This window comes from Paenibacillus sp. JT22N1 (genome assembly GCF_059692155.1).
In genome coordinates this window covers 1-26,125 of the sequence record NZ_JCAUAW010000014.1, presented here as the reverse complement: position 1 = coordinate 26,125, position 26,125 = coordinate 1, and the positions used below count along the sequence as shown (strand labels likewise).

The window sequence follows — 26,125 nt, the reverse complement described above, 5'->3', positions numbered from 1 at the left end:
GGGTTTTATCTGAATTAACAAGAATTAACATTAAGTTCTCTGACCATACTGTAATTCATTGAGAGAACCGTGGTACGTTGAGATGAGGTGCTGACTTTTGCTGTTCATGATAATAGTATCAATCTTAGCCAATCTTATTGTCTGGTTTATGCCTAAGCGACTGACTCGCCAAGAAATGTACTGTACTTGGTTATTCATGGTGTTTGTTACTCGTACCACTGATCAGTTGTTAGACCTTGTATTTCATCTTTATGATCAACTTGGTCCTGGCATACAATGGCAAGGCGTTGTGATTCAAACTGTTTTTCCAGGGGCGGTTGGGATTATAATCTTAAACTTTATGCCAATAGGTAGATTCAAGTTTTTCGCTTATTTAATTGGATCTACGCTATTTTCCTTAATCTTTGAATGGATAACTATACGCGTCGATTATTTGACCTATAACAACTGGTCGATTTGGTATTCTGCTGGAGTGTATATAATTGGAATTATCTTGCTACGCCTTCATCTTTCTTTTTTAAGAAGAAATAACAAAAAGCCTAATGAATAATAGTCCAAGGACTTGACCCCACGTTAAAAATAAGAGTCATGCTGCATTTGCAACATGACTCACCCTCATTTAGAATAATCTCCTGGCCGTGACAAAACGCTTTTTCCATTTTTCATCGAAGTCTGCGATGTGAACGCCGAGCTCCTTCGAATAGGTTTGAAGGATTTTTCCATCTCCCGCATAGATGCCTACGTGGCCGATATCGAGCCCACGAGCGCTGAAGAACAGCAGATCACCTTTGCGTATTTTGTCAATTCCGATTTCTTTTCCTTCTTGGGCTTGGTCGTAAGAGACTCGTGGCAGATCGATGGACAGCACTTCTTTAAAAACATGTCGGACGAAAGAAGAGCAATCGAACGTATTGGTTTGGCCGGAAGCGGCACCGAACTCGTAAGGAGTTCCCAGGAATTTAGACCCGAAAGTGAGCAACTCATCCGCTTTTTTCTCGGCCAACGCGGGGCTCGTGTAATCGGTATACATCGGTAAGCTCGAGATGAAGCCAATTGTATTGTCTTTGGTCTGTACCTCCAACCAATTTGCGTCGATTTCTCGGATTACGTGGATTCTCTCGCTTTTCGGAAGCACACGGAGGACGCTGGTATCTGTATCTTTAGCTGGAGAGTCGCGCAGGTTGACGCCGTATTCGATAGTAGTTTCATAGTCACGAGCTGATGAAATGGTAATGGAGCGGGAATATTCATGCCATTTCACTAGGTTGCCTAGCGTTTCGCTAATAAATCGTACTGGAACCATAGTATACCCGTCGATAATTTTGCCTGGCACAGGTATCTCCAGCCGTTCTTGGTTTTTATAAGCAGCTGTTTCTCCGATTCGGTATGTAAGGACAATGCCATCTTTAATGGCAGTTACTGTTCTTGTATTCTCATCCCAAGAAATTTTTGCACCCTCAGCCTCAAAAATGGCACGCATCGGGACGAGGCTATAGCCGTTTTCGATAACGGGAGGAGTTTGAAAGGACATCGGATGCCCATCCAGAAATACAGAAGGCGACGGATTCTCAGCGGCTTGTGCTGATGTTGCCTGAAGTAACATCACGGACAGCAGCGTAAACGCTGTGCCTTTAAGGAAGCTTGTTTTAATCTTCATTTTTATACACCCTTACTAAGTTTTCTTTGATAATATATATAGACGCATCTACGTGGGTGTTAGTTGCTTTCCAATTTGTGGGAATCCTAATAGCGTGAAAAACATTGAAACACCAGAAAGTTTAATAATTTGATAAGCCTTTATGCTAAAATGTGGATAGCATTTTATTAAATCACATCCAAACCAAAGGAGCAGAATGATGAATAAACACACATCGGGATCTCAACAAATCACAGCATTTGCTGAGAAGAAAGTTACCTGGCTTGAACTTTTCTATGATCTGCTTTTTGTAGCGGCAGTTTCAAAGGCGAGTCATGTCTTGCTGCATGTCGAAAATGGATCAATTCCAATTGAATACTTAGCCAAATTTGTTCTCATTTTTATTCCGATTTGGTGGGCTTGGGTTGGGCAATCCCTCTTTGTAAACCGCTTTGGACGAGATATCTTATCTCACCGAATATTCCTGATTTTACAATTATTCTTTGTACTAATCATGACGGCCAGTCTATCGGTTAATTTTGACCAATACTATGTTCCTTTCTTAATAGGCTACGTTGGTTTAAGAGCGATGACAGCCATCCAATATCTTTCGGTACATAAAAAAGAAGAAGCACATAGAAAGATCACTGCCCGATATTTAGGCAGCCGTTTTTGGATTGGATTGGTGATATCTTCTTGCTCACTTTTTTTCGACTCATGGATTCGTTATGCAGTTTTGTATGCGGGAATTACTGTAGACATTTTACTTCCATTAATCGGTCGACACTACTTGGTGAAAAGCCCTATAAATACTCATCATTTATTAGAACGTTTCTCGTTATTTACACTCATTCTTCTTGGAGAATCCGTAATCAGTATACTTGCAGTCTTGCAGTCTAGCGACTGGACGTGGCAATCTATTGCATTTGCGTCAATCACTTTTTTATTGATTATTGCTATATGGTGGCAATATTTTGATAATGTTGAAAAGAAAGTGAATAAGACATTAGAAACTGCCGGGCAAACCATCATTTATGGCCATTTATTCATTTATTTATCCATGTGTATGATTGCAGCTTCGATCCAATTGTTATTTTTGAAACAATTAAATTATTCATTTATGCTAAGTTTCATTTTTGGATCTGTACTGCTCTACTTTTTCTCAACCACGTTAGTTTTCCATAAATATCGACACGCACATCAAAGACTCGGTATATATCATTTAGTGTTATTAGTAGGGTTACTTGGGATTTTTTTCACGGTGGATTTGTTTTTTATTTTGCCAAATTACATGATTATTGGAGAAGTGATGTTATTCTTTGGTGTATATGCTAAATTAACGACTTGAACTTTTAGACGAATTAGATGCATTTACGAATGTTAATTTTATCGTCGTTCAAAATTATTCGGTGGATAGCTCCATATCCAGAAATCTAGGGGATATAGTAACAACGGATCATGCTTTAATGATCCAAAATCAGGATCAGCCCTTTTTTCCGCAAGCAGCTGTAACGACTTCTCTAACTTGGGTGGATAATCCGGGTCCAGGCACCTATAAATACTCGTTTACAATTACAGGTTCAGCTAACGGTATAACAGACGCTTCTATAAATAGTAGGGGATTAACCGCCATGGTTATTACCGTTGTTCAGTGAAAGTACTAGACTGGCGATGTTGATTTGACGCGTTTTTTATGGGTTAAAGTCGTAAAAATAAGTTTTAGACTATTTAATCCTGATAAATAAAAACCAGTCAAAACACGAAAATAATGTTTTAGACTGGTTTTTTTATAGCTTTATCAATTCGGTTTGTATCACCTCCAACCTAGAAGCCTTTTTTATCCCTTTGTGCGGCCAATAAACGCGAACGAGAGTAAGCTGCCACCGAACAAAATAGCGGTTGTAACAACTAGCGACATATGCATTCCGGCAATAAAAGATTCACTGCCACTTAGAATCGAGCCGAGGACGGCAACCCCCAGCGTCGCGCCAAGCTGTCGGCTTGAATTCAGCGCTCCTGAAGCAGCGCCGGTCTGTTCCTTAGGGACAGAAGAGATAACGGCTGCCATCAACGATGGAATCGTAAAGGACACTCCGGAACCGATCAGGAGCAAACCAATCAGGGTAAGTGCATAACTCGTATTCACATCCACCCATATTTGCAGCAGTGTACCTAGAGCCCCAAGGCTAAACCCGATCGTCATCGGTATTCTTGCTCCGATTCGACCCACGATTCGACCGGTAAAAATCGGATTGAAGGCCATTGGAATCATCATCGGAAGGAGCGCGAGTCCTGCCATATGGGCCGATAATCCGCGAAACTGTTGAAAGAATAATGGCAGTATAAACAGAATCCCCGACATGCCGATGTTAATTGCCATCCCGGCAATCATTCCCGCCGAAACGGTGGAATTTCTGAATAGCTGCAGCGGAAGCAGCGGTGTCTTGCCTTTCGCTTCCGCCATCAAGAATACGATGGCGCATAGCAGTGCCAGACTAAATGCCCCTAAAATAACTGGGGAGTTCCATCCGTATGATTCGCCTTCCATGAGAGCGAAGGACAATGCGACAATGGCGGCAATGGCCGAGACCTGGCCTGCTAGGTCAAAGCTTTGCTGCGGATTACGGTTTGTTTCGTTGACGAACTGCGAAGTCATGATCAAACTAATGACAGCAAGCGGCACATTGAGAAGAAAAATGCTGCGCCAACCGAGTGAGTCGACCAAGAGTCCACCTATGACAGGCCCTGCGGCCATCGCTATTCCCGTAACCGCTGCCCATATGCCGAGAGCCCGAGCACGTTGGGCCGGTTCAGGGAAAGTATGGGCAAAGAGAGTGAGTGAGGCTGGCAACAGGGCTGCACCTCCCACACCGAGTATTGCGCGCAATCCGATAAGTACACCAAGAGACGGAACAGCTGCTGAAATGGCTGATGCGGCGAGAAATAGCGCCAGACCGCCGATATAGACTCGTTTGGCCCCCAACTTGTCGGCAATCGCACCCATCGACAGCAGCAAGCCCGCGAAAACGATCGTGTAGGCGTTGACCACCCATTGAAGGCCAGCTATCCCTCCGCCCAAATCAGAACGAATGGCAGGTAATGCGACACTTACCACTGTCATATCTAGGAGTACCATAAAGTATCCTAGAGAAAGTCCTAGAAGCAGTAGCGCTTTTACCAGCTTACTGGTACTGTTGGACTGTATTTGCATCACTTTTTCCAAAATTTATTCCCCTTTCATTACAAGATTGAATTATTCACCATTTCCTTCATTAGTGTAAAATAGATCGTATACTAGAACGAGATGATTGTTTATCATAGGAGTTATTCTCCTATGATGACAATTCGACAAGGGGGGCAGGTGTGAAATAATGGAACAATCAGCCAATGAACGATTACATGAGCTGGCTCAGTTTTTGCAGACGCGGCGTGCCCGTATTTCACCCGAGCAGGCCGGCTTGCCTAATAAAGGTCGGCGGCGGACGCCAGGACTTCGGCGCGGGGAAGTAGCGTTGCTCTCGGGCATCAGTGTGGACTGGTATACGTGGCTGGAGCAAGCGCGAAACATTCAGGTATCCACTCAAGTGCTGGAGAGTATTGTGCGGGCTCTCCAACTTGATTCGAATGAGCGCAAACATTTATTTCTGCTGGCCCTCCAGCAACTACCTGCCGATCTGGCACCAGTCGAAAGCGTTATTAGCTCGAGATTGCAGAGCTTCCTTGATCTTCAGGGGACGAGTCCGGCCATCGTTACTGATCAGCGTCTGAATGTTGTTGCATGGAACAAGGTTGCAAGCATGATTTACGGGAATTATGAGGTTATGTCGACGCGCGAGCGTAACTCCGTCTGGCGGACGTTCACTTCCCCGTATGTCCGGCAGCTGCTCCAGGAAACATGGGAAACTCATGCGCGACACCGGTTAGCTCAGTTTCGCGCCAACTACGGGAAGTTCGCGGGTGATCCTTGGTGGATGGAGCTCATCGATGAATTGAATCGGGCAAGCGAAGAATTCAGGACATGGTGGCCAGAGCACGATGTTCTGAACGGCCCTGAAGGAAAGAAAATCAATTATCATCCAACGGCCGGACTGATCGTATTCGATCAAATTTCATTTCTTGTATCTGATGCTCCCCACCTTACAGTCACGATCAATATACCGTCAAACGATGACGATACGATCTCTAAGCTGAGCATGTTTCTATTAGAGTGATTGTAAAAAGAGAATCAGCCCGATCAAAAGGTCGGGCTGATTCTTTCTTATGATACTTGACTGGCCCTAAGCTTCATGAATAATCCAGTCTAATACTTTATTTTCTGTGTCTAAGACTTTATTTTTCAGTCTAAAACTTTATTTTTCTCGAACAACCGTAACACAGTAAGTGATAAATAATGTTTATTCAAAAAAATGGAAATAAGGCTGGACACAAGTCGTGTTCAACCTTATTTTTAATATATGGACTCATATGAAAACCAAATTATGATAGGGGGGACCATTTTATGAAAATAACGGATGTTCCATTTTGTACAATTGACTGGAGTGAAATAAGAGCTACTCAACATCCTGGAATTGAAGGTAATGCTTTTTGGCGTACATTTGAAATGGGGAACATAAGGGTGCGAATGGTCGAATATACGCCTGGTTATATAGCTGACCATTGGTGTAATAGGGGGCACGTTCTGTTAGTACTAGAAGGTGAATTGTATACCGAGCTTTCAGATGGAAGAGAATTTAAACTCACGCCAGGAGTCAGTTATCAAGTGGCTGATGATGCAAACCCACATAGATCTTATACGAAAACTGGAGCAAAATTATTTATTGTAGATTAACAACTTATTTGCAGCCTCTATTACGCTAATCTGCTTTTAACTGTTTTTTTTGCCAAACAGCATCGAGCTCGGGCAGTAGGAGGACACTCTCCTGTTCTTTAGGATCAGTACGGGCAATTAGAGCCGTGCAGGACTCAGTTTCACTCGGATTATATGGGAGATGGGGCATCCCTGCTGGGATGTAAAGAAAGTCCCCCGCATCCAATTCCATATGCAGTTCAAGCTGCTCACCATACCACATTGCGGATTTTCCTTGAAGCATATAAATGGCTGTCTCATGATCTTGATGAAGGTGAGCCTTCGCTCTTTTTCCTGGTGGAATAGTCAATAAATGCATGCAGATCCCTTGAGCATCAACGCTTTCCTTTGATATGGCTTCGGCATAATCAAGCCCTTGTTTTCCATGATAAGTTCGAGACGAACGGATAAGTCGACAAGTACTCTTTTTATCCACTTCGTTATGCACCTCCTTATGATTCAAAATATTAGATTTATGGTGAAAAGTTGCAAGTGAAAGGAGAATGAATGAAATCCTATATTTATTTTATTCGGCATGGGATAGCCCCATTTTCAATTGAACATGAAAGATCAGGAGGCACTAGTCTTTCTGAACAAGGAAAATTAGACGCTAAGAGAGTGGCTGAGTTGTTAAGTAACGAAGACATTGATGTTATTGTTTCTAGTTCATATTTTCGAGCATTAGAAACGGTTAGTCCGTTGGCAGAGCAATTAAAGAAAGAAATTATTCCATACATAGAGCTTATCGAGAGACCTATCGCTAGCTTGAATTACGCAGTATCCGAAGAGGAATTATTAATTGGAATCGAACAATCTTTTGTCGATATTGATTTTTGCCTGCCCGAAGGAGAAACAACAAGACAGGCACAAGAACGGGCTATACCTCTAATTAAGAAATTATTGTCTGACTTTAAAGGCAAAAAAATTGCTATTGGCACACACGGGAATATAATGACGATCATTTTGAATTATTTTAATTCTAATTACGGATTCGAATTTTGGAAACAGACCACTAAACCTGATATTTATAGACTAGAATTTGAAGAACATGAATTAAACCTAGTTGAGAGGTTGTGGAATCAATGAAACCATCTGGTCATCAACAAGTAGTTGATTTTTTAAACAATCTTGAACATCCCCTGAAGAAGGAAATAGAAGAAGTTCGAAAAATCCTTTAATTTGCAAGGGAAAGGATTTTTTAGGCTTGTCTTTCATTGTGGAGCCAAGGTAAAAGATCATGCAGGGAATGGACCGCTTTTTGACGATACAACAGGCTTATTAGATTGGGGTACAGGTGATAAAGCTATTGTCAAATTAGCAGATATGAGCGATGTGGAGGATAAGAAAGAGAAGCTTGCAGAAGTTGTAGTGAGATGGTTCGAAGTGACAAGTTCTAAGTAAGATAATCAGTAAGATTCATTTATCGGTCGGCGAACAGATACCACACACGTACTTTGGAATAAAACGTTAATTGTCCCGGTTGGATCGGGGTAACGGTACTTTTGGAAAGCATGGTAGCTGCATAGAGGATGGGTTCGGCAGTTCCGGTAATTTCTTGGATTTGACTGGGGACTGTGACAAGAGTAACTCCCAGTGTATTTGCAATGGTCACAGCCTTTTGATGGGCGTTTCGAATGGCAAGCGATAATGCTTGATTCTCGTAATATTCTGGTTGTGATGTCGTAAACTTAATATCGGTGATGTTATTGGCGCCACTGAAAACGGCGGTGTCAACGATAATTCCTGTCAATTCTACTTTATCGTTGGTGATTTGTAAGAGATGGGTTACTTTATAGCCTCGAAAAATTTGCTTCCCTTCTTGATAATCGTACTGAATTTCAATTCCAAAATCGTACGTTTGTATCTTTTCCCGTGGAATGTTTAGTTTTAATAAGGACTGAATGATGTTGGTTACGATCTTTGCGTTTTCGGTTTGGACAGCGGGTAAGACAGGACCTTCGGTTATGGCTCCCAGCACCACTACCGCCCTGTCGGGAGCTGCAGCCGCTGTTCCCGTACCTAGGACTTCTATTGTAGGTGGGCATTCATAATGGGAAAAAGAGGCCGACTTATTAACTGGATAATTGCACATAGAAGGACTCCTTTCAAGTGAAGGGCATAATCTAATGTATGGATATATACGGACTAAAATTCTTGTTTAAATAAGCAATATCGTACGTGTGCAAAAGGGGGGGGAGTAACTGTGTACTGGACACAATTGAAGGAAAGTAAATTATTGCGTCTGGAACAAATAGGGGAATCTCTAAGGAAAACAGGTAAAGCTAGGGCACTCATTGGTTTCGGATCCATGGCAGAGCAAGAGCGAATTGATGCTTACTCAGATTTAGACTTTTTGGTCATACCGAAAAAGGAATACAAAACAGACCTTATTGAAAATTTGGATTGGCTAACGTCGATCAGCCCTGTTGGGTACTACTACCAATTTACTGCCGATGGGTACAAGCTTTTTTATAAGGACGGGATATTCTGCGATTTTGGAATTCTTGAAGCAGATGAGGTCAAACAAATTCCACATGGGACAGGCCGTATCATTTGGTGTGAGGAAGGTTTTGACCACGATATTACAGCGCCTACATATTCAAGCAGCTATGACTTAAAACCTCAGGATATTAGCTATGCAGTGGGTGAAATTTTATCCAGCCTCTATGTAGGCCTATGTCGTTATGCTCGTGGCGAAAAACTATCAGCTACCAGACTGATTCAAAACATCGCACTAGATAAGCTACTAGCTTGCTCGCAGATATTTACGAATGAAGAAGCCTGCTTTAAGGACCCTTTTCAAAATGAGCGACGTTACGAGCAGCGATTCCCTACATTTGCCGACTCTTTACCAAGTATGATCCAAGGGTATGAGCGTTGTCCCGAATCAGCCTTAGAAATTATTTCTTTTCTAGAGGAACACACTCCTATCAATCCATTCATGAAGAAGATTTACAGAAATAGCTGAGGACCTCATAGTCAAAAGATTATAATTAACTTTAAGTAACTTGTTGCAGAAGCAGCAGGTTACTTTTTTTTGAATCAACTTCTAGTGAGGAGGACCAACCACAAACCACACTATAAGAGTCTCAATTCAACTCGTGATCCATATCCTTTAGTAAGATCTTGTTCTTACGAAAGGATGGTTAAATTGTTGTATTCGCCTCATTTGATTACACGAAGAATTATGCCAGAAAATCAAGAATTCCCAATGCTGTCACTGTCAAGTCGAATCACGCCGGAACATCTGTTTTATATCCGAAACCATTTTCCATATCCGAATGTGGACATGCGCACTTGGGGACTTTCCGTCGAAGGATGTGTAAACCAACCGATTTATTTTCGGTATCATGATCTCTTGAATATGCCTCAAGTTACACTGCCAGTAACGCTCGAATGTGTCGGAGATAAGAGATCGTTTTTTCATCCGAAAACTCGCGGCGAGCAGTGGGGACTAGGGGCAATTAGTCATGCTGTTTGGACAGGGGTTCGTCTTCAAGATTTATTGTATGCAGCAGACGTTCAAAGGAATGCACGAGAAGTGACGTTCGAGGGCATGGATAAGGGAGTTCGAAAGGATATGCCAGGCGTGTTTTCCTATACAAGAAGCTTATCTCTCGAACGCTCTCTGCATCCCGATACCATTATAGCCCTTTACATGAATGGAAAACCGCTGCCCTTCCGTCACGGTTATCCAGCTAGATTAATTGTTCCAGGATGGTATGGAATGGCTTCAGTCAAATGGCTTCACCGTATCGTCGTGTTAGAGGAACACTTTCAAGGACCTTTCCAAGTCGTAGATTATGTGTATAATCGAAAAGAATTAACTCCATCTTCCCCCGAACCGGTTACAACCATTCGTCTCAATTCGACCATTGCTGGGCCAACAGACCAGGAGGTATTGGCAAAAGGGGAGAATTGGGTATGGGGAACGGCAATCTCTGGCGGTGATCCAGTCGTTCTGGTAGAGATAAGTACGGACAATGGAAACACTTGGCTGGCAGCATCTTGGTTGGAACAGCAAGAAGCGTATTCTTGGAGGCGTTGGTGTTGGAAATGGACGGTAATGGAGTCCGGAACCTATGACATTAAAGTCAGAGCGACGGATGGAGCAGGTAACATGCAAAGTGAAATGGCAGATTGGAATGTAAAAGGTTATGGCTATAATGCGATACAGCATATACGTGTATATGTTGACTGATCTGGATTGCGCAAATAAAAGCAGTGCGTTCCTCGGTAGAGGGCCTGTGCAGCCCTTACGGACAAAGTATTTGATATTCTTCAAACCCCAGATCTTCATGGAACATTGGTAGACAAAGATTCTAACTATCCGATTGCATCCGTATTGAATGCGTATGGTCTTTTGTTTGGGTTTGGGGTAAGCAAAGCTTCCCCTTTTTATTTGAGCGCTCCTGAATAAGCGCGTTCTCCGCGCTTATTCAGAATGAACGCGCGGGATGTCAGCTGAGAAGTCGATTTTCGGCTTCTCAGACACTGTCAACGAGCTTCGGCTCGCAGAGCTCTCGTTGTAAGCGCGGAAAACGCGCTTATTTGCTCGAGCGCTCCTGAATAAGCGCGCGGGATGTCAGCTGAGAAGTCGATTTTCGGCTTCTCAGACACTGTCAACGAGCTTCGGCTCGCAGAGCTCTCGCTGTAAGCGCGGAAAACGCGCTTATTGGCTCGGGCGCTCCTGAATAAGCGCGTTTTTCACGCTTATTTAGAACGAACGTGCGGGATGGCCTGCTGAGAAGACGATTTTCGGCTTCTCAGACACTGTCAACGAGCTTCGGCTCGCAGAGCTCTCGCTGTAAGCGCGGAAAACGCGCTTATTTGCTCGAGCGCTCCTGAATAAGCGCGGTTTTGGCGCTTATTCAGAACGAACGCACGGTATGGTCTGTTGAGAAGTCGATTTTCGGCTTCTCAGACTCCGTCAACGAGCTTCGGCTCGCAGAGCTCTCGCTGTAAGTGCGGAAAACGCGCTTATTGGCTCGTGCGCTCCTGAATAAGCGCGTTTTTCGCGCTTATTTAGAACGATCACGCGGGATGGTCTGCTGAGAAGTCGATTTTCGGGTTCTCAGACACTGTCAACGAGCTTCGGCTCGCAGAGCTCTCGCTGTAAGCGCGGAAAACGCGCTTATTTGCTCGAGCGCTCCTGAATTAGCGCGTTTTCCGCGCTTACTTATTGCACACCTCTAAACTTCCGTATATGTACATACAAGTTGAGCAAATGATATAATACGGTCAGAATCAATAACCTGAGGTGAATTATGAAAGAAAAGCAAATGCCGAAATACTTACAGTTGAAACAGGAAATCCTATCGTGGCTTCATACCGGGAAGCTGAAACCGAATGATCAAATGCCATCGGAAAATGAAATAGCCGAGCAATTTCAGATGAGCCGTCAAACCGTTCGTCAGACGTTCGGCGAGTTAGAGCAAGAAGGTTGGCTGTATCGGATGCAAGGAAAAGGGACATTTGTTTCCACGCCCCAAACGCAAAAAAGTCGAGATGTGCAAACCATTGGCATTCTGACAACCTATATATCTGATTATATTTTTCCTCATATCGTAAGAGGAGCGGAGTCTGCCTTACGTGCGAGGGGATACAGATTGCTCTTATCATCCACAGACAACGATAAGGAAAAAGAGAAGGAAAGCCTCGACATGATGATGAGTCAGCCCTTAAGCGGCCTTATTATTGAGCCGACCAAAAGCGCGGAAGGCAATCCGAATTTAAGCTATTACCTTTCCTTAGACTATCAACATATTCCTTATTTGATGATTAATGAGCGGTATCCGGAGATGAATTGTCCTTCTTTGGTCGTGGATGATGAAGAGGGCGGATTCAAGGCTGCTCAACATTTAATTGAGCTTGGACATCGCCGTATTGCTGGGTTCTTCAAGACGGATGACTTGCAAGGGGTTAATCGGCTGAAAGGGTTTATTCGTGCTCATCATCACTATCAAATCCCGTTGTTACCGGAATTCGTCATTCATTATTCGACGGAGGAGAAGAGACAAAAACCTTACGAAAGCGCAATATCGATGCTAGGTCAGGTGGATGAGCGGCCAACGGCTTTCGTTTGCTACAATGATGAGATAGCTATTCATCTACTTGAAGCTGTACGTACAACAGGTCTTCAAGTGCCGCAGGATATTTCGCTGGTCGGTTTTGATGACTCTTCGTTAGCAACCGCAACAGAGGTCAAGCTGACGACACTTTCACATCCCAAAACGGAAATGGGTGCAGATGCAGCTGAGATATTGATCGATATGATACAGAATAAACGAGCGAATGGAAGAAAAACGGGGAAAGTCTACAAACCAGAATTAATCGTCAGGGAGTCAACCATCCAAGTTTCACTTTCTTAAAAATTCATCTAGCCAACTTGTACGTACAAGTGATATACTGAGTGTAGAAATAGCTGAAATATGAAGGAGGCTATCCATGTCTAAGAGATATGCGATTGGTGTTGACTATGGAACGGAATCTGGCCGTGCCGTACTGGTCGACTTGAGTGATGGAACTGAGGTTGCCGATCATGTAACGCCATACCCGCACAACGTTATTGATGAGAAGTTGCCCGGATCTGGGATCAAGCTTGCGTATGATTGGGCTTTGCAGCATCCCCAAGACTATATCGATGTATTGACCCAGTCTGTTCCAGCGGTTGTGCAGGCATCCGGTGTGAATCCAGCCGATATTATCGGACTTGGTATTGATTTTACGGCATGTACGATGCTCCCGATTGATAAAGAGGGCCAGCCGCTTTGTTTCAATCCGCTACTAACGAATAATCCGCACAGCTGGGTGAAGTTATGGAAGCATCATGCGGCTCAAGACGAGGCGAATCTTATTAACGAAATCGCGGAAAGCAGAGGAGAATCATTCCTTCCTCGTTACGGCGGTAAAATATCTTCCGAATGGATGATTGCGAAGGTTTGGCAAATCTTAAACGAAGCTCCTGATATTTATGAGCAAACCGATCGATTCTTGGAAGCAACAGATTGGGTCGTCTCGCAAATGACGGGTCAATCGGACATTGTCCGTAACAGCTGTACCACAGGCTATAAGTCCATTTGGCATAAAAAAGATGGCTATCCGAGTAAAGCTTTCTTTAAGGCTCTCGATCCTCGTTTTGAAAATTTGACAGAAACCAAGCTTCGCGGTGATGTCGTTCCACTCGGCACCAAAGCTGGTGAGCTAACAGAAGCAATGGCTAAGTTGATGGGTCTGAAGGCAGGAACTGCCATTGCGGTTGGTAACGTGGATGCACACGCAGCTGTTCCAGGTGTTGGTGTGGTAACGCCAGGTAAACTGGTCATGGCGATGGGGACTTCCATTTGTCATATGCTGCTGGGGACAGAAGAGAGAGAAGTTGAAGGGATGTGCGGTGTCGTAGAAGACGGCATCATTCCTGGATATTTGGGTTATGAAGCTGGTCAATCGGCGGTTGGGGATATTTTTGCTTGGTATGTGGAGCAGGGTGTACCAGCGTATGTGCAAGCTGCGGCTGAGCAAGAAGGAATGAATGTGCATGAATGGCTGGAACGCCATGCATCCGCTTACAAGCCGGGAGAAACGGGCTTACTCGCGTTGGATTGGTGGAATGGAAATCGTTCCGTACTCGTGGACACAGAATTAAACGGTCTTATCTTAGGATATTCTCTCTTAACGAAACCAGAGGAAATTTACCGTACATTACTGGAAGCAACAGCGTTCGGAACACGTAAAATTGTCGACGCATTCCACAATAATGGCGTAGAAGTGCAAGAATTATACGCTTGTGGCGGGTTGCCGCAAAAAAATCGCCTACTCATGCAAATTTATGCCGATGTAACAAATCGGGAAATCAAAATCGCGGATTCCAAACAAACGCCAGCTCTAGGAGCTGCGATGTTCGGGGCTGTTGCAGCAGGTGCTGCCAATGGCGGTTATGACAATATCGTTGACGCAGCACACAAAATGGCCCGTGTTCGTAAAGAAACGTTCAAGCCAATCGCAGAAAATGTAGCTGTTTATGAGCAGTTATACCAGGAGTATAGCAAGCTGCATGATTATTTCGGACGCGGAGAGAATGACGTGATGAAGAGACTTCGTTCCATTCGTGAGGAAGCTCGTCATTAGTTCGGATTCTTACATTCCCAACCAACCAAGGAGGCTATTAGCCATGAACCCTTTTTCAGAAAAAGTATTTTGGTTCGTCACCGGAAGTCAGCATTTGTATGGACCTGAGACACTGCTGCAAGTGGATGAGCATTCCAAACAAATCACAGAAGGGATCGACCGTGACTCGTCAATTCCGAGTAAACTAATTTTCAAGCCTGTACTGACAACACCAGATGCCATCCGCAGACTTTGTCTGGATGCCAATGCGGATGACACTTGCGCGGGAATCATTACATGGATGCATACGTTTTCGCCAGCAAAAATGTGGATTGCCGGTCTCGCTGAATATCGCAAACCGCTGCTTCACTTACATACCCAATTCAATCGTGATATCCCGTGGGAAACGATCGATATGGACTTCATGAACCTGAATCAAGCGGCGCATGGCGACCGCGAGTATGGATTTATCGGTACACGGATGGGTATTTCCCGTAAAGTGGTTGTTGGCTACTGGGAAGATCCAGCAGTACTTAGCCGCATTGCTGGTTGGATGCGTACAGCGGTTGCTTTCGTAGAAGGACGTAGTCTGAAAGTGGCTCGTTTTGGAGATAACATGCGTCAAGTGGCGGTAACAGAAGGCGATAAAGTGGAAGCGCAAATTAAATTTGGTTGGTCCATCAATGGCTACGGGGTTGGCGATCTTGTACAGCGCGTAGGAGACATCTCTGAAGCTGAGGTTGATCATTTAATGGACGAGTACAATGAAGTTTATGATATTACAGCTGAAGGCCGCTCGGCAGGTCCAGTGCGTGAAGCGATTCGTGAGCAAGCTCGCATCGAGCTTGGACTGAAAGGTTTCTTGCAAGAAGGCGGCTTCGGCGCATTCACGACAACTTTCGAGGATTTGCATGGGCTAAAGCAGCTGCCAGGACTTGCAGTTCAGCGTTTGATGGGGCAAGGATACGGCTTTGGCGGTGAAGGCGATTGGAAAACAGCGGCGCTGACACGCGTGATGAAGATCATCGCTGACAACAAAGGAACTTCCTTCATGGAGGATTACACCTATCATATGGAGCCAGGTCAAGAGCTCGTGCTTGGCGCACATATGTTAGAAATTTGTCCGACAATTGCAGCTACGCGTCCCAAAATCGAGGTTCATCCGCTCGGTATCGGCGGTAAAGCGGATCCAGCACGCCTCGTTTTCGACGGTGCTTCAGGGGCAGCTCTGAATGCATCGCTGATCGATATGGGCAACCGATTCCGCTTGCTGATTAACGAAGTTGACGCTGTTCAACCAGTCAAAGCTATGCCTAAATTGCCTGTAGCGCGTGTGCTTTGGAAGCCGCAACCATCGCTGCGAGATTCTGCAGAAGCTTGGATTTACGCTGGTGGCGCGCATCACACGGTATTTTCATACAACGTAAGTACGGAGCAATTAGTGGACTGGGCAGAATTAGCTGGAGTCGAAGTTGTGATTATTAATAAGAACACCTCAGTGCTGCAGTTCCGTAATGAGCTTCGCTGGAGTGAGGTTGCTTGGAAACACTAAACAGAAGTAAACAGCTATAATAAAGATATCTTATATAAAAAGTGAAGACCGTTCATCCTTTTGAGGAGGACGGTTTTCTCATTCGTACCTTACCGAAAGTCACATTTATCATTGTTCACGTTATTTTCATCCATTGACTTCTTTGATTCACATGCTTTAGAGTAAATTCATATAAGCCTGTCCAAAATTAAAAGGCACAGCTATGTAGGAGGTTAACGCGAAATGACGACGAAAGCGTTTGAAGGAACATTCCAAGGAGAGAAAGCCATTTGGTTACAGGCTAGCCGTTACGAAGCAGCTGTTTTACCGGAAATTGGCGCTAATCTAATTGCTTTTAGAGATACTGAAAAAGAATATCGTTTTTTGCGTGAGCCTGCAATGGAAGAGATGGAAGATTTTAAAGCACGTCCAATTGTGCACGGGATCCCGGTATTATTTCCACCTAATCGGTATGAGGACGGGAAGTTTCCTTGGAAAGGCAAAGTCTATGAATTTCCGATCAATGAACCGAAAACGGGAAATCATCTACATGGTTTTGTACACAATATTCCATGGGCTGTTGAGAAATTCCGTGCAGATGAAACTGAGAGCTGTGTTACCTTAGCTTTACGCGTAAGAGAAGGACATTCGGTTTATGCGTTTTTACCGCATGAGTTCACGATACGTTTGACTTACACATTGAATGCACACGGTTTGCATCAGCATGTATCCGTACATAATGAAGGCAAAGAGGCTATGCCTTGCTTGTTAGCGTATCACACGACGATCAATGCACCTTTTGCGCCGAACAGTCAGGCAGCTGATTATGGGTTCAAAATGACGATCGGCAACCGCTGGGAAATGAGTGAAAGAATGCTGCCCACTGGTGAGTATCAGCCATTGTCAGCTGACGAAGAGAAGATGAAAGTAGGCGGTTTGTCGCCGTTCTTTGAATCTATGGATAATCATTACACAACCTCGCCGCAAAATGGCCGTAACTACATGGAGTTGACAGATTCACGCGAAGGTATCAAACTGGTCTATGATGTAGGGACTTCCTACAAACAATGGATGATCTGGAATAATGGCGCTTCTGAAGGGTTTTTCTGCCCAGAACCGCAAATGAATCTAGTAAATGCACCGAACGTAGATCTCCCTGCTGATCAAATTGGACTTGTTTCTTTAGAGCCAGGCGAAATTTGGGAAGAAACAGGACGCCTTTATACGGTTGAATTGAACAAATAAAAGGAGAGACTTTGATCTCCGACCAAAGATCCCTATATAAGTCCCTTTGACGCATGGAGAGAATCCAAGGTGATGATCTGCTAGCGGCGAATGGTTATTTTTATCCGGAAGGAAAGGGCGGGATACCGATGGAAAATAAAGAAGGCTCAGAAAAGGAACAGCTCCTAGATCAGATCAAAAAATTGACATTAGAAAACGAGAGATTGAAGCAAGAAATCGCGAAACTACGTGGAGTTAAGCGTCCATCTTCGGGCTCCATGGATAGCATGTCTACGAAATTGAAAGAAGCGCTGAGAGAGTAATCATAAAGCCATTCTGGGATCACTAAAATAAGAAGAAGTCTCTTGGTGAGGGTTTTAATCGCCAGGAGATTTTTTTTTCATGTCAAAATACCAAAGAAAGTAACCACTGTCCCCTATCTAGTCCGCCATAGATATGATAATTTCTATACCAAACACATAATGAAGGGATAATTTGCTATGACTGAGCAAGAAATCAACTTGAGTCTGGAACAGGCGGAAAAGCTGATTGCAAATGCACAGCGGACTATTAAGGAGAATTGGGACGCATGTGTGAATGCTCCTTTTGACTTTGCAAGAGAATATGTGGGAAGGGCGTTTCATCTGTTGGAGGAAGCGCGGGAACTTCAGCTCACAGACTCAGATGCGTGTATGAGAGTCGCGAAGCAGGCGTCAGCGGAGGCATTGGACGGTTATTTTCTAGCTCTGCCGAGCAGAGTGGCGGAAGCCCGAGGAGTTTGGTACCGCCCGACGGAGCAAAGCCGTGAGGAGGTATGCCGTACCTTAGACCGTGTGCAGGCTGCTGGCTTCAACGAGCTGTATCTGGAGACTTGGTTTTGGGGGTATACGATTTATCCGAGCCGTGTAGCCGCTGCTAGGCGGGTGGAGGAGCAGCACCCTGCTTTTCGGGGATGGGATCCTCTTGAGGCTTTCGTTAAGGAGGCCGGGGAGCGGGGCATCGCCGTGCACGCTTGGCTGGACGGGTTCATGGTCGGAGTCGACCCAACAGGAGGTCCAGTGCTTCGGACGCATCCAGAATGGTCCGCGCTTTCGAGACGCCAAACTGGGTCCGAAAAGCCCCTGCCTCAACAAGAGACCGGTTACTTTTGGCTCGATATCACGAATCCGGAGGTACGGCAATATGTGCTCGACATCATGAAAGAGATGATTATGACATATGGGGTTGCCGGAATCAATCTGGATTTTATGCGGTTTCCGCATTCCGCTGATTGGAAGGAAAGCTACTGCTTCAGTGAGTATGCACGTGAGGCATTTCGGCGTGAGCATGGCATTGATCCCCTTGGGATTGATGCAGAGCGGCAGCAGGAGCTTTGGAAAACGTGGACGGATTGGCTGGAGCAGATTGAGGATGATTTTGTGGCGGACTTATACAAGGAAATAAAAAGCATCAATCCGCAGATCATCGTGTCAGCTGCACCGGAGCCGGGGGCGGAATCTGAGAAAATCGGGAATTGGTCGCAGCATGTCGATATCGTTATTCCACAGGCGTATTATTCTATTTCCATTGCGGTACGGGAGTCGGTTCAACTGCACAAAAACGAGCTGCAGCCAGGAAATCTGGTTTACAGCGGCATTTACCCAATGTACATCCGGTTGGGAGCACACGAAACAGTTGATCAGGTACTTGCAGCGCGGGATCTGGATATGGGAACGGTGATATTTGCATTCGGTCAAGCGAGTGATGAAGCGATAAGGTCTCTGCGGATGGGCCCGTGGAGAAATAAGGCGATATCCACGGGGATGTTTCCGCTGCGTGCTATACAAGGATTACTAGAAAAGGCCGTAGTAGATGTGGAGCAGGTGTACATTCCGCGCGGGGTAGTCAGTGAAGAGGCAGCGATAGAGATTGTAAACCGAGTGGAATTCGCTCTTGGCTTATTACAAAAGGATGGGTTAGTCACATTGGAAACTGAGGTATTAGAGTTCAAGCAATGGCTAAAGGAAAAGATGGAAGCGGGGATTGTTCATCCGGCCGTCGAGCTCCAGCTGACTAAAACTTTAACGGATATTCAAGAGCTTCTGCTATACTCACGAATTAAACAAGTGAAGTAAGACCTAGGCAGGAAAATACCGTTTCATGAGCGAATGGGTTCTGAATACATCTTATCCATCAAGGAGATTCCGACTATGAATTTATTAATTGTGGAAGATGAAATCCGACTCCGAAACGCACTAGCAAACAACATTCCCTGGGACAAGCACGGAATTGAGGTCGTCGGGCAGGCTGGAAATGGAATGGAAGCGCTGCGGCTGATCGACCGCAAAAAGCCTGAGATTATCTTGCTGGACCTGCAGATGCCGGAAATGGACGGGCTGACCTTAGCAAGACAACTTCGCCAAGCCGACCCTTTGTTGAAAATCATTGTTCTCAGCGGACATGACGATTTCGCATACGCTCAAGAGGCACTGGGGCTTGGTGTTATGAAATATTTGTTAAAACCGGCTGGAGACGAGGAGATATTGGAGACGGTGCTTGAAGCGGCCGATCGGTTAAAGAGTGAGCTGGAGCAGCGACATAACGAGGATGAGCTAAAGCAAAAATGGAAGCTGCATCTTCCACAGCTAATCAATGAATTTTTCCAGGGGTGGCTGAACGGGAAGTACGAACCTTGGGAGCTTGAGCAGAAAAGCAAGGATCTTCAACTGGATATACAAAAAGATGCCGAATATGCAGTTGCCGTAGTCGATATGGACCCGCTACCTGAGGATGAAACCAGATTCAGCAAGAAAGATATTTCGCTGCTCCAATTTTCGCTGAGCAGTATCGTGAAGGAAACATTGCTGGCCACTCCTTGTTGGGTATCTACCGATTATGCGGGCTGCACGGTCGTCGTGTTCCAGCTTGATGGAAATGAAGAGCCTGGAGTAGCCCTCCAGAAAATCAACGCACTGACCGAAAAGCTGCTTTTAACTGTAAGAAGCTGCCTTAGGCTAAGTGCAAGCGCGGGGATTAGCGGGATAACAGGCGGCCAAGAGGATATGAACAAGCTGTACATACAGGCGGTTCGTGCGTTACAGAATCGGATTGTACTGGGCTATGATCTGGCGATCCCGTACCGGGAAGAGCAGGGGAGAGAGCCGGAACTATCGTTTCAACCAAACCTGGAGAAAGCGCTGGAAATCGCACTCGAAACAGGGGAAGGCGACAAAGCGATCGAAACCTTAACTGCCCTCTGGGACGGTGGCATGGCCAAAGCGGAAACGGTTGAAGACATGCATGAGCACATCCTTTATTTCACAAGCCTCTTTATTTGCATGATCCAGAAACAGGGCTGGCCAGTGCGGGAAGTGGCCGGTGAGGATTACGTTTATTTCCAAAATCACTTGGAGCTGGCCGCAAAGGAACAAATTCTGTTTTGGCTGCAGCGGATGATAAAGGCGTATTTAACCTATGCCAGCCAGAGGCGGAAATCGACGAGTCATGGCATGATCAAGACCATATTAAGTCTCGTCGAAAATGAAATCGATCAGGAAATGACGCTGCATGCTGTCGCCGACCGACTGTATGTTAACTCATCCTACCTTAGCCGTCTCTTCAAACAAGAAACAGGAAAAGCCTTTTCCACCTATGTAATGGAACGTAAAATGGAGCGAGCCAAGGCGATCCTGCAAGAGGGAGCACGGGTATACGACGCCGCAGCTGGTGTCGGGTATAGGGATGTGAGCTATTTTACAAGAGTATTCCGTAAATATTGGGGCGTGACGCCCGGGGAAGTTCGTCATTGAATTCCTTGCAAGCCTTTTGGCAGCCTTCTCAGTTGATCTGGGAAGGTTTTTTTACCACATAAGAAAGTATAAGTTTTCGGTTCCCGAAAACCGCTTTCTTATTGGCGATAAAACCTACCTCTAAACGCGGTCGCTCATCTTTGAATGGCCGAGGGTAGAGGTTTTCTCATATGTCAGACGCGAGAAGTTATGAAAGTACCAAAACAAGTAATATTCCTCTAATTCGCAAAAAAACGGTGGGTGATAAACTAAATCTAAGAAAGACAGGTAAGAAGGAGGAGACACCTTGCGAGAAACGACCACTACTAGGGAAACTGTCATATTTACAAAGAAAAATGGTAAAAAGAGCTATAGACGACAATTGTGGATCGATATCAAGAAAGATTGGGATTTGTATCTCGCACTCATTCCCGGCATCGCATTTCTGCTGCTGTTTAAGTACACGCCGATGTACGGGATTATCATTGCTTTCAAGGATTTCAATATTTTCGATGGTATGGCTGCAAGTCCATGGGTCGGGTGGAAGCATTTCGATAAATTGATTTCTTCCGCAAGTTTTTTGCAAGTGTTCCAGAACACCTTGATCATTTCTATATACAAAATCGTATTTCTCTTTCCTCTCCCGATTGTGGTCGCCATTTTGCTTAACGAATTGAAGAACATGGCGTTCAAAAAAAGCGTACAAACCGTGGTTTATCTGCCTCACTTCCTGTCTTGGGTTATCGTCAGTGGCTTGTTCATCGATCTGCTTTCCACGAACGGCGGTATTGTCAACAAAATAATCGTCGCCATGGGTGGCGAACCGATCCGCTTTTTCCTGGACAGCCACATTTTCCGCTCGGTTCTCATAAGCACGGCAGGTTGGAAGGAGACCGGCTGGAACACGATCATATACTTGGCGGCTTTGGCCGGGATCGATCCCGGCTTGTACGAAGCGGCCAAAATAGATGGCGCTAATAAATGGAAGCAAATCATACATATTACGCTGCCCGGTCTAGTTCCGATTATCCTGCTCATGTTCATCCTTCGTCTCGGCTATGTGCTCGAGGCGGGAACTGAACAAATTCTCGTTATGTACAACCCAAGCGTATACAACGTCGCAGATGTTATTGGCACCTATGTGTATCGCATAGGTCTCGGTGAACAGGATTACAGCTTCTCAACCGCCGTAGGAGTATTCGAATCCGTGGTTGCGTTTATTTTGATCTTAACGGGTAACGGATTGGCCCGTAAGTTTTTCGGACGAGGTATCTGGTAAACGGCGAATAAAGGAGGATCAGCTATGCATACAAAAGGCACCTTACAATCACTTGCCGTTAGAAGGTCTGGAGCCATCCGAACATCCCGTGGCGAGAAAATCTTCACAGTGGTCAATCATATTTTCTTTATCCTGATGGGACTTTCCACCATCTTTCCGTTCATTAATCTCATCGCCAAATCGCTTAGCAGCGAGGCGGCGGTCGTTTCAGGGATGGTTACCTTGTACCCGATCGATTTGCAAATAGGGACTTACAAGTATGTGGCGAGCAATTCCTTATTCCTGAATGCGTTTATGGTATCCATAACAGTGACGCTGGTTGGTTCGCTGCTCGCGTTATTCATGACGACGTTAGCCGCTTATCCGCTTTCCAAGCCGAGGCTGCGGGGACGTAAGTTTTTTATCATCATGTACTTGTTTACTATGCTGTTCAGCGGTGGATTGATCCCGACTTACCTGCTAATGCACAAGCTTAATCTTATCGATAAACTGCCGGTGCTCTTCCTGCCATTAATGATTAACGTGTACAACATGCTCATTGTCAAAAGCTACTTCGAAAGCCTGCCTGACAGTCTCGAAGAATCGGCGAAAATGGATGGGGCCAGCAATATGACGATCCTTGTGCGTATCATCTTGCCACTCTCGATGCCAGTGCTGGCAACCATCGCATTGTTCTACGCGGTTACGTTCTGGAACGACTACTTTACGTCGCTTATCTATATCAACTCGGTAGAAATGAAACCGCTGCAGCTTTATTTAAAGGAATTGTTCGTCTCTTCGACGGATGCCTTCATGCGGACCAATGTTGACGCATCGCTGAACGTTTCACCGCAGTCGATCCAAGCGGCTTCCATCATTCTGGCGACGCTGCCGATCATATTCGTGTATCCGTTCCTACAAAAATATTTCGTTAAGGGTGTTCTGGTCGGCTCTGTAAAAGGCTGAATCTCACAAACAAAACTTGAAGGGTGGTGGTGGGCAGGCTCAAAGATGGTTCCATGAAATTTGGTTTTACGCACTTCTCCATACTCAAAGAATGAAAAAGGGAGGCTCTTTCATGGTGAAAAAATTTTTAGCTCTGATGTCCATCACGACTTTGGCAGCGTCTATCACCGCTTGTGGCGGAAACGGCCAAACAGCAGGGACTACCACAGCACCGTCTGCATCAACAGCTCCAATCGCAACTGTAGATACCAATAAGCCGAAGCCAGAATTCAAGGCGCTGCTGCAATATGCGCGTTTTGATCCCAATGCTGAAGTCGTGGCGAAGTTCCTGAACGAAAAAACCGGCTACAAAGTTACCTACGACATGCTGCCGGTCGAGAACCCAGACGACAAGCTTAACCTGCTCATGGCCAACAAGGAAAAATATGGATTCATGCTGCTCAGTGGCCCACAGTATTCCAGACTCTCAACATCTGGCGCCCTGGAGCCGATCGATGAGTTGGTAAACAAATATGGCACGAACATGAAGAACGTTATTTCCCAAAACTCCTGGAACGGGGCCAAGCTGAACGGTAAAATTTACGGTATTCCACAGACCGGTTCGGGTACGATCGTCAACACAGCGCTTATCGTGCGTCAGGATTGGATGGATGAACTCGGACTTAAGGCCCCGACAACACGCGATGAGCTGTACAACGTTATGAAGACGATCAAAGAGAAGAAAAATGTTATGGCGTTGTCCGGTGGTAAAACACCGCTCGTTCCTGAAATCATGCCGACGTTCGGCCTCACGCTGGTTCAGTCGACCGCAACTACCGGTTGGCAGGATGTTAACGGCAAACTGGTCAATGTGGTAGAAAACCCGAACATGAAAAAATACTTAGAGTTCATGAAGAAGCTGTATACGGAGAAATTGATTGATCAGGAATGGTCTCTCAATCAGGCGAATAAAGTCATCGAGAACTTCACGAGCGGCAAAACGGCTATGATCTCGAACGGCTACTTCAACGCGCCTACCGTTCAAAATGCACTTCTGAAAAACACGCCAAACGCCAAAATCGCAAGCCTACCGTACCTGAAAGGCGATGATGGCAAAGTACAAGTTATGGGTTCAGCAGGTATCAGCTATTACGTGGGTATACCGAAATGGGCCGAAAACAAGGAAGAGATTATCAAATACCTGGATTTGAAGCTCGACAAAGACATTCACAAGGAAGCAACGATCGGTAAAGAGGGGGTTCACCATAAGGTGGAAAACGGCAACTACTTCCCAATTCTGCCGATTTTCAACGACCAGTATAACAACGCTTCTTCATTTCTCACAGGTGTGGATGAGAAAAACTACCCGATCTACTGGCAGGCGCGTGTTCGTAAAGATCCTATCCTGACCGATGCATTTAACAAAAATCAGGAAGCTGCCAAAGGCAACATCGTCGTAGACCCGCTCTCTTTTGCACCTCCGCTTGAAGCAATCGGTAAGTACAATTTAAAGCTGCAAAAGTTAATGGAAGATACCTTCTTGAAGTACATTACTGGTGCAGAGCAGCTCGAAAATTATGATAAATTCCTGACTCAGTGGAAAGCAGATGGCGGAGACGAAATGACGAAAGCTGTCAACGAATGGTACGCAGCGAACAAGAAGTAAGACTATTTTAAGGCGCAATATTCCCCTGCGGTTCACTCCGTGGGGGTTTTATTTCTCTGAGGGAGTGAGATAAGGATGAAAAAGATCGGGTTTATTGACTATTTCCTGGACGAGTGGCATGCGGAGAAATATCCTGGTTGGATTGAAAAGGCATCGAGTGGCAGCATGAAAGTCGCATACGCCTATGGCAAGTCGAATATTGAAGGAAAGCTCAGTAATGCGGACTGGAGCGAGAAGAAGGGAATCCAGCTTCTTGACTCGATCGAGGCTGTTGTGGACCAGAGTGACTACTTGGTTGTTCTGTCGCCGGATCATCCCGAGTACCATGAGGAATTGTCGTTGATTCCACTTCGTTCCGGCAAGCCTACTTATATCGATAAAACGTTTGCGCCTAACCGCGCAGCGGCCTTGAGGATGTTCGAACTCGCAGACAAACATGGGACCCCCATGTACTCGACTTCGGCTTTACGGTTCGCTTCAGAATATATAGGACTAGAAAAGCAGGGGATAGAGTCCATTTGCAGCCTAGGACCGGGACAATTTGAGAACTATTCGATCCACCAGGTGGAGCCGATCGTCTCGCTGATGGGGACGGATGTCAAACGAGTGATGTGGACAGGAACGGCAAACACACCAGCGCTGCTGATCGGGTATGCGGACGGCCGCCAAGCAACGATAAACCTATATGGGTGGGAATGTCCGTTCAGCATGGCGCTCAGTTATGAAGCGGGGTCATCGAAGTTTCTAAAAATCGAGTCGGATTTCTTTGGGTCGTTTATTGAGAATCTTATCGGTTTTTTCGAGACGGGTAAGCCGTCTGTTCCGCAGGCAGAAACGATTGCGATTGCAACGATTCTGGAATTTGGAATGAAGGCCGCAAAGACGCCTTATCAGTGGTTGGAGCTGCCGTAAACTGAGAAACAGGAAAATCAAACTGCTAGCCAAAACTACTCGCCTCCCAATGAAACGTGCCAACTGTCAACTCGGTGAGGGAAGAGGAACGACGATGCGCTAACGTGCTGCAAAATGGCTGATTGATGTTAGACTTTTCAGTAGACACACACTAGGGGACGGCCTTTATAATAATAGATATAAATTCAAGGTCGAGGTGTGGCATGGGAAACCAACGTGAAAGTTATGATGAGG

24 protein-coding genes are annotated in these 26,125 nt (G+C 45.4%); 20 read left to right on the top strand and 4 right to left on the bottom strand.

All coding sequences use genetic code 11. The features are described from left to right. Positions 1 to 106 precede the first annotated feature (106 nt). The gene (locus AC58UU_RS25170; RefSeq protein WP_497319768.1) at positions 107 to 550 is read left to right on the top strand and encodes a hypothetical protein; all 444 of its coding nucleotides are present in this window, start codon (positions 107 to 109) and stop codon (positions 548 to 550) included. A 69-nt stretch (positions 551 to 619) separates the two neighbouring features. Here AC58UU_RS25170 and AC58UU_RS25165 read toward each other — a convergent pair whose 3' ends face one another. Further along, positions 620 to 1,657, bottom strand: a complete 1,038-nt coding sequence (locus tag AC58UU_RS25165; protein WP_497319767.1) for a stalk domain-containing protein — start codon at positions 1,655 to 1,657, stop codon at positions 620 to 622. A gap of 199 nt (positions 1,658 to 1,856) precedes the next feature. Between AC58UU_RS25165 and AC58UU_RS25160 the strand changes: the two genes are divergently transcribed. Together AC58UU_RS25160 and AC58UU_RS25155 are read left to right on the top strand one after the other, a co-directional pair. Beyond that, entirely contained in the window at positions 1,857 to 2,984 is a 1,128-nt protein-coding gene (locus tag AC58UU_RS25160) for a low temperature requirement protein A (protein WP_497319765.1), read from the top strand. Between the two features lie 118 nt (positions 2,985 to 3,102). Continuing rightward, positions 3,103 to 3,291: a hypothetical protein gene (locus AC58UU_RS25155; RefSeq protein WP_497319763.1), complete on the top strand. Its 189-nt coding sequence runs from the start codon at positions 3,103 to 3,105 to the stop codon at positions 3,289 to 3,291. A gap of 182 nt (positions 3,292 to 3,473) precedes the next feature. Here the strand turns inward: AC58UU_RS25155 and AC58UU_RS25150 are convergent, their stop codons facing one another. Continuing rightward, positions 3,474 to 4,850, bottom strand: coding sequence for an MFS transporter (locus tag AC58UU_RS25150; protein WP_497320073.1), 1,377 nt, complete (start codon positions 4,848 to 4,850; stop codon positions 3,474 to 3,476). Between the two features lie 157 nt (positions 4,851 to 5,007). On the opposite strand from AC58UU_RS25150, the gene AC58UU_RS25145 reads away from it, so the two are divergent. Then, positions 5,008 to 5,847 (top strand): helix-turn-helix transcriptional regulator, encoded by an 840-nt coding sequence (locus AC58UU_RS25145; protein ID WP_497319761.1) that lies wholly within the window; start codon positions 5,008 to 5,010, stop codon positions 5,845 to 5,847. Positions 5,848 to 6,134: 287 nt separating this feature from the next. Then, positions 6,135 to 6,464 (top strand): DHCW motif cupin fold protein, encoded by a 330-nt coding sequence (locus AC58UU_RS25140; RefSeq protein WP_497319760.1) that lies wholly within the window; start codon positions 6,135 to 6,137, stop codon positions 6,462 to 6,464. Positions 6,465 to 6,489: 25 nt separating this feature from the next. Here the strand turns inward: AC58UU_RS25140 and AC58UU_RS25135 are convergent, their stop codons facing one another. Further along, positions 6,490 to 6,918, bottom strand: a complete 429-nt coding sequence (locus tag AC58UU_RS25135) for a cupin domain-containing protein (protein ID WP_497319759.1) — start codon at positions 6,916 to 6,918, stop codon at positions 6,490 to 6,492. Between the two features lie 71 nt (positions 6,919 to 6,989). Between AC58UU_RS25135 and AC58UU_RS25130 the strand changes: the two genes are divergently transcribed. Continuing rightward, on the top strand, positions 6,990 to 7,568 hold the full coding sequence (locus AC58UU_RS25130) for a histidine phosphatase family protein (protein ID WP_497319757.1): 579 nt from the start codon (positions 6,990 to 6,992) through the stop codon (positions 7,566 to 7,568). A 93-nt stretch (positions 7,569 to 7,661) separates the two neighbouring features. Beyond that, positions 7,662 to 7,883 (top strand): hypothetical protein, encoded by a 222-nt coding sequence (locus tag AC58UU_RS25125; protein WP_497319756.1) that lies wholly within the window; start codon positions 7,662 to 7,664, stop codon positions 7,881 to 7,883. Between the two features lie 19 nt (positions 7,884 to 7,902). On the opposite strand, the gene AC58UU_RS25120 is transcribed toward AC58UU_RS25125, so the two are convergent. Further along, entirely contained in the window at positions 7,903 to 8,574 is a 672-nt protein-coding gene (locus AC58UU_RS25120) for an SIMPL domain-containing protein (protein WP_497319755.1), read from the bottom strand. 126 nt (positions 8,575 to 8,700) lie between these two features. Between AC58UU_RS25120 and AC58UU_RS25115 the strand changes: the two genes are divergently transcribed. The 13 genes from AC58UU_RS25115 to AC58UU_RS25055 all read left to right on the top strand — a co-directional run bounded on the left by AC58UU_RS25115 (position 8,701) and on the right by AC58UU_RS25055 (position 25,891). Then, positions 8,701 to 9,450 (top strand): hypothetical protein, encoded by a 750-nt coding sequence (locus AC58UU_RS25115; protein WP_497319753.1) that lies wholly within the window; start codon positions 8,701 to 8,703, stop codon positions 9,448 to 9,450. Positions 9,451 to 9,651: 201 nt separating this feature from the next. Next, complete coding sequence (locus tag AC58UU_RS25110) at positions 9,652 to 10,683, top strand: sulfite oxidase (protein WP_497319752.1); 1,032 nt, start codon at positions 9,652 to 9,654, stop codon at positions 10,681 to 10,683. 1,066 nt (positions 10,684 to 11,749) lie between these two features. After that, positions 11,750 to 12,853: a GntR family transcriptional regulator gene (locus AC58UU_RS25105; protein WP_497319750.1), complete on the top strand. Its 1,104-nt coding sequence runs from the start codon at positions 11,750 to 11,752 to the stop codon at positions 12,851 to 12,853. A 76-nt stretch (positions 12,854 to 12,929) separates the two neighbouring features. Beyond that, entirely contained in the window at positions 12,930 to 14,609 is a 1,680-nt protein-coding gene (locus tag AC58UU_RS25100; protein WP_497319749.1) for a ribulokinase, read from the top strand. Between the two features lie 43 nt (positions 14,610 to 14,652). Next, positions 14,653 to 16,140: an L-arabinose isomerase gene (araA, locus tag AC58UU_RS25095; RefSeq protein WP_497319747.1), complete on the top strand. Its 1,488-nt coding sequence runs from the start codon at positions 14,653 to 14,655 to the stop codon at positions 16,138 to 16,140. Positions 16,141 to 16,362: 222 nt separating this feature from the next. Beyond that, complete coding sequence (locus tag AC58UU_RS25090) at positions 16,363 to 17,364, top strand: aldose 1-epimerase (protein WP_497319746.1); 1,002 nt, start codon at positions 16,363 to 16,365, stop codon at positions 17,362 to 17,364. A 53-nt stretch (positions 17,365 to 17,417) separates the two neighbouring features. Further along, complete coding sequence (locus AC58UU_RS25085; RefSeq protein ID WP_497319745.1) at positions 17,418 to 17,666, top strand: hypothetical protein; 249 nt, start codon at positions 17,418 to 17,420, stop codon at positions 17,664 to 17,666. 177 nt (positions 17,667 to 17,843) lie between these two features. Continuing rightward, positions 17,844 to 19,457, top strand: a complete 1,614-nt coding sequence (locus AC58UU_RS25080) for a glycoside hydrolase family 10-like protein (protein WP_497319743.1) — start codon at positions 17,844 to 17,846, stop codon at positions 19,455 to 19,457. A gap of 75 nt (positions 19,458 to 19,532) precedes the next feature. After that, positions 19,533 to 21,131 (top strand): response regulator, encoded by a 1,599-nt coding sequence (locus tag AC58UU_RS25075; RefSeq protein WP_497319741.1) that lies wholly within the window; start codon positions 19,533 to 19,535, stop codon positions 21,129 to 21,131. Positions 21,132 to 21,450: 319 nt separating this feature from the next. Beyond that, a complete protein-coding gene (locus AC58UU_RS25070) occupies positions 21,451 to 22,389 on the top strand; it encodes an ABC transporter permease (RefSeq protein ID WP_497320071.1) in 939 nt (312 codons plus the stop codon). Positions 22,390 to 22,413: 24 nt separating this feature from the next. Then, positions 22,414 to 23,334, top strand: coding sequence for a carbohydrate ABC transporter permease (locus AC58UU_RS25065; RefSeq protein WP_497319740.1), 921 nt, complete (start codon positions 22,414 to 22,416; stop codon positions 23,332 to 23,334). 112 nt (positions 23,335 to 23,446) lie between these two features. Beyond that, positions 23,447 to 24,979 (top strand): type 2 periplasmic-binding domain-containing protein, encoded by a 1,533-nt coding sequence (locus AC58UU_RS25060; protein ID WP_497319739.1) that lies wholly within the window; start codon positions 23,447 to 23,449, stop codon positions 24,977 to 24,979. A 75-nt stretch (positions 24,980 to 25,054) separates the two neighbouring features. Then, a complete protein-coding gene (locus AC58UU_RS25055) occupies positions 25,055 to 25,891 on the top strand; it encodes a Gfo/Idh/MocA family oxidoreductase (RefSeq protein ID WP_497319738.1) in 837 nt (278 codons plus the stop codon). The last annotated feature ends 234 nt before the right edge of the window (positions 25,892 to 26,125 follow it).

Excerpts from the sequence above, each read along its gene's own strand:
- AC58UU_RS25090 (WP_497319746.1), top strand. The coding sequence starts at position 16,363 with ATGACGACGAAAGCGTTTGAAGGAACATTCCAAGGAGAGAAAGCCATT.
- AC58UU_RS25170 (WP_497319768.1), top strand. The coding sequence starts at position 107 with ATGATAATAGTATCAATCTTAGCCAATCTTATTGTCTGGTTTATGCCT.
- AC58UU_RS25085 (WP_497319745.1), top strand. The coding sequence starts at position 17,418 with ATGGAGAGAATCCAAGGTGATGATCTGCTAGCGGCGAATGGTTATTTT.
- AC58UU_RS25100 (WP_497319749.1), top strand. The coding sequence starts at position 12,930 with ATGTCTAAGAGATATGCGATTGGTGTTGACTATGGAACGGAATCTGGC.
- AC58UU_RS25165 (WP_497319767.1), bottom strand. The coding sequence starts at position 1,657 with ATGAAGATTAAAACAAGCTTCCTTAAAGGCACAGCGTTTACGCTGCTG.
- AC58UU_RS25075 (WP_497319741.1), top strand. The coding sequence starts at position 19,533 with ATGAATTTATTAATTGTGGAAGATGAAATCCGACTCCGAAACGCACTA.
- AC58UU_RS25055 (WP_497319738.1), top strand. The coding sequence starts at position 25,055 with ATGAAAAAGATCGGGTTTATTGACTATTTCCTGGACGAGTGGCATGCG.
- AC58UU_RS25155 (WP_497319763.1), top strand. The coding sequence starts at position 3,103 with ATGATCCAAAATCAGGATCAGCCCTTTTTTCCGCAAGCAGCTGTAACG.
- AC58UU_RS25065 (WP_497319740.1), top strand. The coding sequence starts at position 22,414 with ATGCATACAAAAGGCACCTTACAATCACTTGCCGTTAGAAGGTCTGGA.
- AC58UU_RS25080 (WP_497319743.1), top strand. The coding sequence starts at position 17,844 with ATGACTGAGCAAGAAATCAACTTGAGTCTGGAACAGGCGGAAAAGCTG.
- AC58UU_RS25140 (WP_497319760.1), top strand. The coding sequence starts at position 6,135 with ATGAAAATAACGGATGTTCCATTTTGTACAATTGACTGGAGTGAAATA.
- AC58UU_RS25130 (WP_497319757.1), top strand. The coding sequence starts at position 6,990 with ATGAAATCCTATATTTATTTTATTCGGCATGGGATAGCCCCATTTTCA.
- AC58UU_RS25105 (WP_497319750.1), top strand. The coding sequence starts at position 11,750 with ATGAAAGAAAAGCAAATGCCGAAATACTTACAGTTGAAACAGGAAATC.
- AC58UU_RS25060 (WP_497319739.1), top strand. The coding sequence starts at position 23,447 with ATGGTGAAAAAATTTTTAGCTCTGATGTCCATCACGACTTTGGCAGCG.
- AC58UU_RS25145 (WP_497319761.1), top strand. The coding sequence starts at position 5,008 with ATGGAACAATCAGCCAATGAACGATTACATGAGCTGGCTCAGTTTTTG.
- AC58UU_RS25160 (WP_497319765.1), top strand. The coding sequence starts at position 1,857 with ATGAATAAACACACATCGGGATCTCAACAAATCACAGCATTTGCTGAG.
- AC58UU_RS25120 (WP_497319755.1), bottom strand. The coding sequence starts at position 8,574 with ATGTGCAATTATCCAGTTAATAAGTCGGCCTCTTTTTCCCATTATGAA.
- araA (WP_497319747.1), top strand. The coding sequence starts at position 14,653 with ATGAACCCTTTTTCAGAAAAAGTATTTTGGTTCGTCACCGGAAGTCAG.